Below are 7,970 nucleotides of genomic sequence, written 5' to 3' on the forward strand. Positions count from 1 at the left end.
GGGGGGGGGGGGGGGGGGGGGGCCCCCCCCCCCCCCCCCCCCCCCCGGCCGCGCGGCCTTGCCCCGTGCTGGTGCCGGTGTTGACGGTCTGTCTCCGGAACGGTCTGCTGGGTCAGTGGAGTTGGGGACTGTCATCAGCAGGCTGGTCGTACGCGCGTACGGGCACGGCTTCTATCCTGTGCTGTGCGCGGGTGACCGCAGGGTAACGGGCCATCGGGGGATCGGGTCAGGATGAGCGGCGGCAGGGAACAGCACGACGACGAGCGGCACACGGCCATGGAGGGCATACGCCCCCTCGTGGCCGGTGATCCGGACCGGATCGGGCCCTATCCGCTGCTCGGCCGGCTCGGCGCTGGCGGCATGGGCCGCGTCTATCTGGCGCGTTCGGCGGGGGGCCGTACGGTCGCCGTGAAGGTCGTCCACGAGGAGCACGTCTCCAACGGGGAGTTCCGGGCCCGCTTCCGCCGCGAGATCGAGTCCGCCCGCCGCGTCGGCGGACGCTACACCGCCCCGGTCCTGGACGCCGACCCCGACGCCGACCGCCCGTGGGTGGCCACCGGCTATGTGCCCGGACCCTCCCTGGAACAGGCTGTACGGGAGCACGGACCGCTGCCCGCGGAGTCCGTACACGCCCTGGCCGAGGGGCTGTTGCGGGCGTTGCGCGGCATTCACGCCGCCGGAATCGTGCACCGTGACCTGAAGCCGTCCAACGTCCTGCTCACCGTCGACGGCCCCCGCGTCATCGACTTCGGCATCGCCCGCGCGCTCCAGGTCTCCGTCGAGTCGCTGCTGACCAGCACCGGGATGGTCATCGGCTCACCCGGATTCATGGCGCCCGAGCAGATCCTCGGTGAAGAGACCGGCACGGGGGCGGACGTCTTCGCGCTCGGCTGCGTCCTGATGTACGCGGTTACGGGGCAGCTGCCGTTCGGGAACGGGGCCAGCAACCAGCATGCGGTGATGTACCGGATCGTCGAGTCCGCACCCGACCTCACCGGGGTGGGTGACGCTCCGCTGCGCGAGCTGATCGGCCGCTGCCTGACGAAGAAACCCGCAGAACGCCCTGGTGTGGACGCTCTGTTGGCGGGCATCGGGGCGTCGGGGAGCCCGGGGGCGGCCCTGCGCGGCGGTGCGTGGCTGCCGCCGCGGCTCCTCGCCCGGCTGGCCCGGCAGGCAGCGGTGCTGCTGGACGCGGATGTGCCGAAGGCGGAGGGGGAGGAAGCGTCCGCGGTACCGGGGGCGGCGGAGGCGCCGGGGGCGCGACCGGATGTCGCCACCGCTGACCTGCGGCCGGAGCCGGAGCCGGTGGGTGGGGCTGAAGCCGGGGGCGGGGCCGGGCCCGGGGGTGGGGCGGAAGCGGGGTCCGTGCCGGAGGCTGGGGCGGGGCCCGTACCCGTATCCGTACCGGAGGTTGAGCGGGCGCCGGAGCTGGAGGGCGTACGCGAGCCCGCGGCGAAGGCCGGCTCGGAGCCCGTACGCGGCCCCGGCGCGGAAGGCGTACGCGGGAGCGGGGCCGAGCCCGAGCCGAAGGGCGGCGCCGAGGGGTCCGCGGCCCCGTCCCCGCCCGCCCTCGTGGTCTCCGCGGGGGAGGCCGGGGGCAAGGCCCCGCGTCGCCGTCGGCGTACGTGGGTCGTGGCGGCCGCGGTCCTGGCTGTACTGGCGACCGGCTCCACCGTCGCGTTCCTCCAGCATCGGCCCGGCGGCGGCGCGGACGGCCGTGACACCGGCGCGGCCGCGCCCGCCGGAACAGGCGACGGCCCCTCCGTCCGGCCCTCGGCCACCCCCGCCGACAGTGGCGAGGACGAGGACGAGGACGGGGACGGCAAGGGCAAGGAGAAGGCGGAGGAAGAAGGGGGCGGGGACGGGGACGGCAAGGGCCGGGAGAAGGGAGACGGGGGCGGTGACGCGGGCGCCGGGGAAGCTTCCGGTTCCGGGGGTGCCGTCGCTTCCGGGGGCGGCGGTTCCGGGGCGGGCGGATCGGACGGCTCGGCGGCCTCCTCGTCCGGAGGGAGCGGTTCCGGAGCATCCGGCGGCGGCTCGGTCAGTGGCTCCGGCTCCGGCTCGGGCTCCGGCTCGGGGTCCGGCAGCGGCAGCGGCTCCGGCTCCGGCTCGGGGTCGGGCTCGGGCACCGGCTCCGGGTCCAGTACCGCGCCGAAGCCACCCACCTCGGACCCCGACCCGCCGGCCGAGGACAACCGCGTGCCGCAGCACTTCGTCGGGACCTGGACACGGGCATCCCAGTACGACGCCCTCCAGCCCCACACCGTGGTCATCCGGAGGGCGGCCCCGGGTCAGGTCGCTGTGACCCTGATCGCCGACGTACAGGGGACGGGGCACTGCGAGTACACGGCGAAGCTCACCTCCGTGACCAACGGCGGGCAGCGCATCAACGTCGGTACCGCCTTTGTGGACACGGCGCGCTCCACCGGGATGTGCCGCGACGGCGACCCCTCCTTCTACACCGTCGCCGGCTCCGGCATCCTGCACGACGTCGGCCCCGCCCACGGCAGCGGCTACCGCTACAACCGCGCCTGACCGGCCGCGGCAGAAGCCGGGCCGGCCCGGCGCCCGCGGGCCGGAAGCGCCGAGGAGGTAGCGGGAAGGCGCCGGGAAAGCACCGGGGAGGCGGGAGGTCAGTCCTCCGCCGTCCCCGCGTACCCGGCCCCGAACGCCTCGCCCGGATACGCCGCCCCGAACGCCGAGTGGAACAGGGCCGAGACGTCCTGGCCCGAGAGCCCCTCAGCCCTGGCCCGGTCCATCCATGCGGCCAGGGACGCGCGGAGCGGCGAGTCCGGGGCGGCCTGGGGGCGGGCCAGTGAGCGGGTGATGAACGTGCCAGCCCCCTGGCGCACTTCGGCCAGGCCCGCCCGCTCCAGCTCGCGGTAGGCCTTCAGAGTGGTGTTCGGGTTGACCTTGGTGTCCGCGGCGACCTGCGCGGCGGTGGGCAGCCGGTCGCCCTCCTCCAGGGCCCCCATGCGCAGCGCCTGTTCGACCTGGCGGACGATCTGGAGGTACGTCGCCACCCCGCTGCGCCGGTCGATGCGGAACACGACCACGGACTTCACCTTCCGCTCGATGGTCGACACTTTACGTAGGAGATGCGCACCGCCCCTACAGCGGGCGGGCCGAGACCCGCCACAGGACGAACCCCGTGAGGAGCGCCGTACCGGCGAGCAGGACGCCGGCCGCGGTCCACTGCATCGCCGCCATCTGGTCGTAGTCGAGGTACTCGATGACGTTGTCGACGATCCCGTGCTTCGCGATGCACGCGTTCTGGGCCTCGTCGGTGGCCTCGGCGCAGGTGCCCCAGCCGAAGAGGTCGCCCTTCGCGTTGCCGACCCAGCGGTCCACCTCGTACGACTCGCCGAAGCGGGGCGGGAGTTCGGTGCCCAGCGGGTACGTGAACATCCGGGTGGAGCCGAGCGTGACCCGCAGCTCGTCCCAGACGAACTGGGTGACGACGGTGAGGAGGAACGTGACCACCAGGGCGGGCAGCAGGCGGCGCACCACGACGCCGACGGTGACGCCGAGGGCCGTCGTGAAGAGGAGGAGCGCGGGCAGGACCGGGCCGGTGCTGTCGAAGACCGTGCCCTCGACCCACTTGCTGGAGAAGAAGGCGCGGTGCGGCTGCCACCACCAGGTGAACGCGGTCGAGAGCATCACCCCGCAGACCAGGGCGAGGCCGTAGGCGAAGCCCAGTTTGGCGATCAGCCACTGGCGGCGGGGCACGGACTGGGTGGTGACCAGCTGTGCCGTGCCGTTCTCCTGATCGGCCGAGATCAGCGGGGCGCCGACGAAGAAGGCGAGGATCAACGGCATGCCGCCGAGGAGGGCGGTGATGTAGCCGTACCCCCGGGCGTCCTCGACCGTGTAGATGACCTCCTTCCCGGGCCAGCCGGCCGCGCCCAGTGCCCCGGCCATCTCGTGGCGCTGGTAGACGATCGCGAGCGTGCCGAGCACGGAGAGGCCGAGGACGTAGGCCAGAGCCATGCGGTGCTGGCGTACGACGAGCCAGGGGAGTCCGCGCAACAGGCGGCGTCGGAGGGTGGGTTCGGCGGGCGCCCCGGTGCGGGTGGCGGTGCTCATGCGGCCTGGTTCCCTTCGGTTTCGACGCGGGCGCCCTGGGTGTAGAGCGAGGGTGCGTCCGGGGAGCGGAGGTGGGCGAGCAGGACCTCCTCCAGGGAGGGTTCGGCGCACTCCCAGTCGGCGGGCAGCGGGCCCTTCGGGCGGATCATCGCGTGGAACTGCCTTCCCTGGACGCGGGTTTCGACCACGGTGTGCCGGTCGAGCTCGGACGGCAGGCGGCCGTCTCGGACCACGCCCGTCACCAGGGTGTGGGCGGGGACGAGCGCGTCCGCGTCACCGGCCATCCGGATCCGGCCCTCCGCGACCACCAGCAGGTAGTCGCACATGTCCTCCAGCTCGGTGAGCAGATGCGAGGACATCACCACGGTGATGCCGCGCTCGACGGCCTCCGCCATCAGCAGCGTGCTCATCTCGTCGCGGGCCAGCGGGTCGAGGTCCGCCATCGGCTCGTCGAGGAGCAGCAGGTCGGGGCGCTTGCCGAAGGCGAGGGCGAAGGCCACGCGGGTGCGCTGGCCGCCGGAGAGCGCGCCGATCCGCGTGTCCATCCCGATGGTGCCGGAGCGGACGATCCGCTCGGCCGCCACGCCGTCCCAGCCGGGGTTGAGTTCGGCGCCCATCCGCAGGGTGTCGGCGACGGTGAACCGCTTGAACAGCGGTTTCTCCTGGCCCAGGAAGGCGAACCTCGGGAGCACGGAGGGGTCGTCCACGGGCGTCCCGAAGAGTCTCAACGTCCCCGTGGTCGGGTGGATCTGACGGGTCGCCAGTCCGAGCAGGGTGCTCTTCCCCGCCCCGTTCGGGCCGACCAGCCCGCAGATGCGCCCGGCCGGGATCCGGAAGGAGCAGTCGCGCAGCGCCCAGCCGCCGAAGTAGCGCTTGCCCAGGCCCCGGGCCTCCAGCGCCCAGCTGCCCCGGGTCCCGTTCGTCGTGCTCGTGTCCGCCACGCGCCTCGCCTCGATTCCATTAGTCAATTAATGGAATCATGGTGTTCTGGGGGAATGGCTGTCAAGTGTGCGGGGTGGGCGTGCCCGGAGGGGGCGGGCGGGCAGGCGGCGCAGCCGGGGTGCTGGGGCCGGGCAGGGCAAGGGAGCGGGTGGCCGACTTCGCGAGGAGCGCCGCCGGCGGCGTACGAGCCTCGGCGACCCCGGGGACATGCCGCTCCGGAAGGGCCCCATAACGCGGGAGGAGGGGGTGAACGGGATCTCCTGTGCCCGGTCCGCGCGCCGCTACGGTGTCGGCAGTTCCCTGGTCCGGACCAACCCCCACCGGACCGGACACCCCCCTGAAACAAGGAGAGTTACGTGGAGAACACCCAGCTCCGCAGACGCGTGCTCGCCACCGCCACCGCCACGGTGGCCGTGGGTGCGCTCGTCGTCGCGGGACTCACCGGAGTGGCGTCCGCCGGTCCCGCGTCCTCCGCAGCCCCGGCTGTCTCCGCCGACAGCCTCTCACCCGGACTGCTCGCCGCCATGGAACGCGACCTCGGGCTCGACGCGGACGCCGCCAGGACCCGGATAGCCGGCGAGTACCGCGCCGCCGCCATCGCCACCGGCCTGGAGAAGTCCCTCGGCGCCAGCTACGCCGGGGCCCGGGTCAGCGGGGACGAGGCGGACCTCACCGTCTCCACCACCGATGCCTCCGAGGCCGCGCTCATCACGAGGGCCGGCGCCCGGGCCGAGGTCGTCGGCCACAGCCTGGACCGCCTCGAAGCGGCCAAGGGAGCCCTCGACAAGGCGGCCCAGAGCAAGGCCCCGAAGAACGTGCCCGTCTGGTACGTCGACGTCGAGGCCAACCGGGTCGTCGTGAACGCCACGGACGTCCGGGCCGGTGAGGCGTTCGTGAAGGCCGCGGGCGTCAGCGACCAGCTGGTCACCGTGGCCCGCACCACCGAGCAGCCCCGCGCCCTCGCGGACATCCGCGGTGGTGACGCGTACTACATGGGCGGTGGAGGCCGCTGTTCCGTCGGCTTCTCCGTGACGCGCGGCACCCAGAACGGGTTCGTCACCGCCGGCCACTGCGGCCGGGTGGGCACCACCACCACCGGCGTCAACCAGCAGGCCCAGGGCAGCTTCCAGGGCTCGACCTTCCCGGGCCGTGACTACGCCTGGGTCGCCACCAACGCCAACTGGGTGCCGAAGCCCCTGGTCAACGGGTACGGCCGCGGCGATGTGACCGTCGCCGGCTCCACCCCGTCCGTCGTCGGCGCCTCGGTCTGCCGCTCCGGTTCCACCACCGGCTGGCACTGCGGCACGATCCAGCAGCTCAACACCAGCGTGACCTACCCGGAGGGCACCATCTCCGGCGTGACCCGCACCAGCGTCTGCGCCGAGCCCGGCGACTCCGGAGGCGCGTACATCTCCGGCAGCCAGGCGCAGGGCGTCACCTCCGGCGGCTCCGGCAACTGCCGCTCCGGCGGCACGACGTACTTCCAGCCGCTCCTCCCGGCCCTGCAGGCGTACGGGCTGACGCTCGTCACCAGCGGCGGCGGCACCCCGACCACCCCGCCCACCACCCCGCCGCCCACCGACCAGCCGGGCGGCACCTGGGCGGTCGGCACCTCCTACGCGGTCGGCGCCACGGTGACGTACGGCGGCGCCACCTACCGGTGCCTCCAGGCGCACACGGCCCAGCCCGGCTGGACCCCGGACGTCGTCCCCGCCCTCTGGCAGCGCGTCTGACGGCCTGTCCAGGCCCTGAACCCCGAACGCGCATCCCGGCCCCGACTTCCGGCCCGGGCCCGCGTCCCTGACCTCGGGCGGCGGTGGAACCCACCGCCGCCCGAGCCGGGGTGCGCACGGAACACCCGGCGTCTCCCCACCTCCTGAACCTCTCCGCTCCCCGCACCGAGGACTCCGAGGAAACCGTCATGACCCCACAAATGGACAACGCGACCCCCCACGAGCCGACCGCCTCCGGCACCGACGAGGCGTCCACCGACCGGCGGCGCATCAGCCGCAAGGGTCTTCTGAAGGCCGCGATCGTCGCGAGCGCGGCTCCTCTGCTCGCCGGAGGAGGCGTCGCGCTCGCCCGGGATGCCGCATCGGAGGGAGGGGGCGTCCTGCTCGACCCCACCCCGCAGTGCGACGACGGCGACGACCCGACCCCGCCGCAGATGGAGGGCCCGTACTTCAAGCCCAACTCCCCCCGGCGCACCAGCCTGGTGACACCCGGCACCCCCGGCGTACCGCTCACCGTGAGCGGCTACGTCTTCGGCCGGTCCTGCCGGCCGATCTCCGGGGCGCTGCTCGACTTCTGGCAGGCCGACACCAACGGTGCGTACGACATGGCCCAGTACGCCTTCCGGGGGCACCAGTTCACCGGTGCCGACGGCTCGTTCAGCCTCACCACCATCGTGCCGGGCCTCTACCCGGGCCGTACGCGGCACATCCATGTGAAGGCCCAGGCCCCCGGAGGCCGCGTCCTCACCACGCAGCTGTACTTCCCGGGTGAGCCGCGCAACAACACCGACGCCCTGTACGACCCGAGACTGCTGATGAACGTCCGCAACGTCGGCAGCGGGCGCCAGGGCACCTTCGACTTCGTGCTGAACGTCGCCCAGACGCCGGGCCCGACCGATCCGCCCACCGATCCGCCGGGCGGCACCTGGGCGCCCGGCACGTCCTACCGCGCGGGAGACCGCGTCACCTACGGCGGGGTCGCCTACCGCTGCCGGCAGGCACACCAGTCCATGACGGGCTGGGAGCCGCCGAACGTCCCCGCGCTGTGGGAACGCGGGTAGCGACGGAAGCAGCGGACGCGCACCACCGCCCCGGGGGGGGGGGGGGGGGGGCGGGGGGGGGGGGGGGGGGAAGCGGGGGGGGGGGGGGGGGGGGGGGGGGGGGGGGGAGGGGGCTTCGACCGGCACCCCCCTCGTTCCTAGGCTCGGC

6 protein-coding genes are annotated in these 7,970 nt (G+C 73.8%); 3 read left to right on the forward strand and 3 right to left on the reverse strand.

The features are described 5' to 3' along the window. Positions 1-231: 231 nt before the first annotated feature. Positions 232-2,535: a serine/threonine-protein kinase gene (locus tag AC0682_RS11850; protein WP_478532504.1), complete on the forward strand. Its 2,304-nt coding sequence runs from the start codon at positions 232-234 to the stop codon at positions 2,533-2,535. A gap of 98 nt (positions 2,536-2,633) precedes the next feature. Here the strand turns inward: AC0682_RS11850 and AC0682_RS11855 are convergent, their stop codons facing one another. Genes AC0682_RS11855 through AC0682_RS11865 form a run of 3 tightly spaced genes read right to left on the reverse strand, consistent with a single transcriptional unit; the run spans position 2,634 to position 5,027 of the window. Continuing rightward, entirely contained in the window at positions 2,634-3,065 is a 432-nt protein-coding gene (locus tag AC0682_RS11855) for a GntR family transcriptional regulator (RefSeq protein ID WP_478532586.1), read from the reverse strand. 46 nt (positions 3,066-3,111) lie between these two features. Beyond that, entirely contained in the window at positions 3,112-4,086 is a 975-nt protein-coding gene (locus AC0682_RS11860) for an ABC transporter permease (protein WP_478532505.1), read from the reverse strand. Next, on the reverse strand, positions 4,083-5,027 hold the full coding sequence (locus AC0682_RS11865; protein WP_478532507.1) for an ABC transporter ATP-binding protein: 945 nt from the start codon (positions 5,025-5,027) through the stop codon (positions 4,083-4,085). Before AC0682_RS11865 ends, AC0682_RS11860 begins: the two co-directional genes overlap by 4 nt. 357 nt (positions 5,028-5,384) lie before the next feature. Here AC0682_RS11865 and AC0682_RS11870 point away from each other — a divergent pair, with 357 nt between their 5' ends. Continuing rightward, on the forward strand, positions 5,385-6,761 hold the full coding sequence (locus tag AC0682_RS11870; protein WP_478532508.1) for a carbohydrate-binding protein: 1,377 nt from the start codon (positions 5,385-5,387) through the stop codon (positions 6,759-6,761). Positions 6,762-6,961: 200 nt separating this feature from the next. Beyond that, positions 6,962-7,822 carry a dioxygenase family protein gene (locus tag AC0682_RS11875; protein WP_478532588.1) on the forward strand — a complete coding sequence of 287 codons (861 nt, stop codon included), beginning with the start codon at positions 6,962-6,964 and terminating at the stop codon, positions 7,820-7,822. Positions 7,823-7,970: the final 148 nt, after the last annotated feature.

The sequence above is a fragment of the Streptomyces sp. NPDC043746 genome, assembly GCF_056436485.1.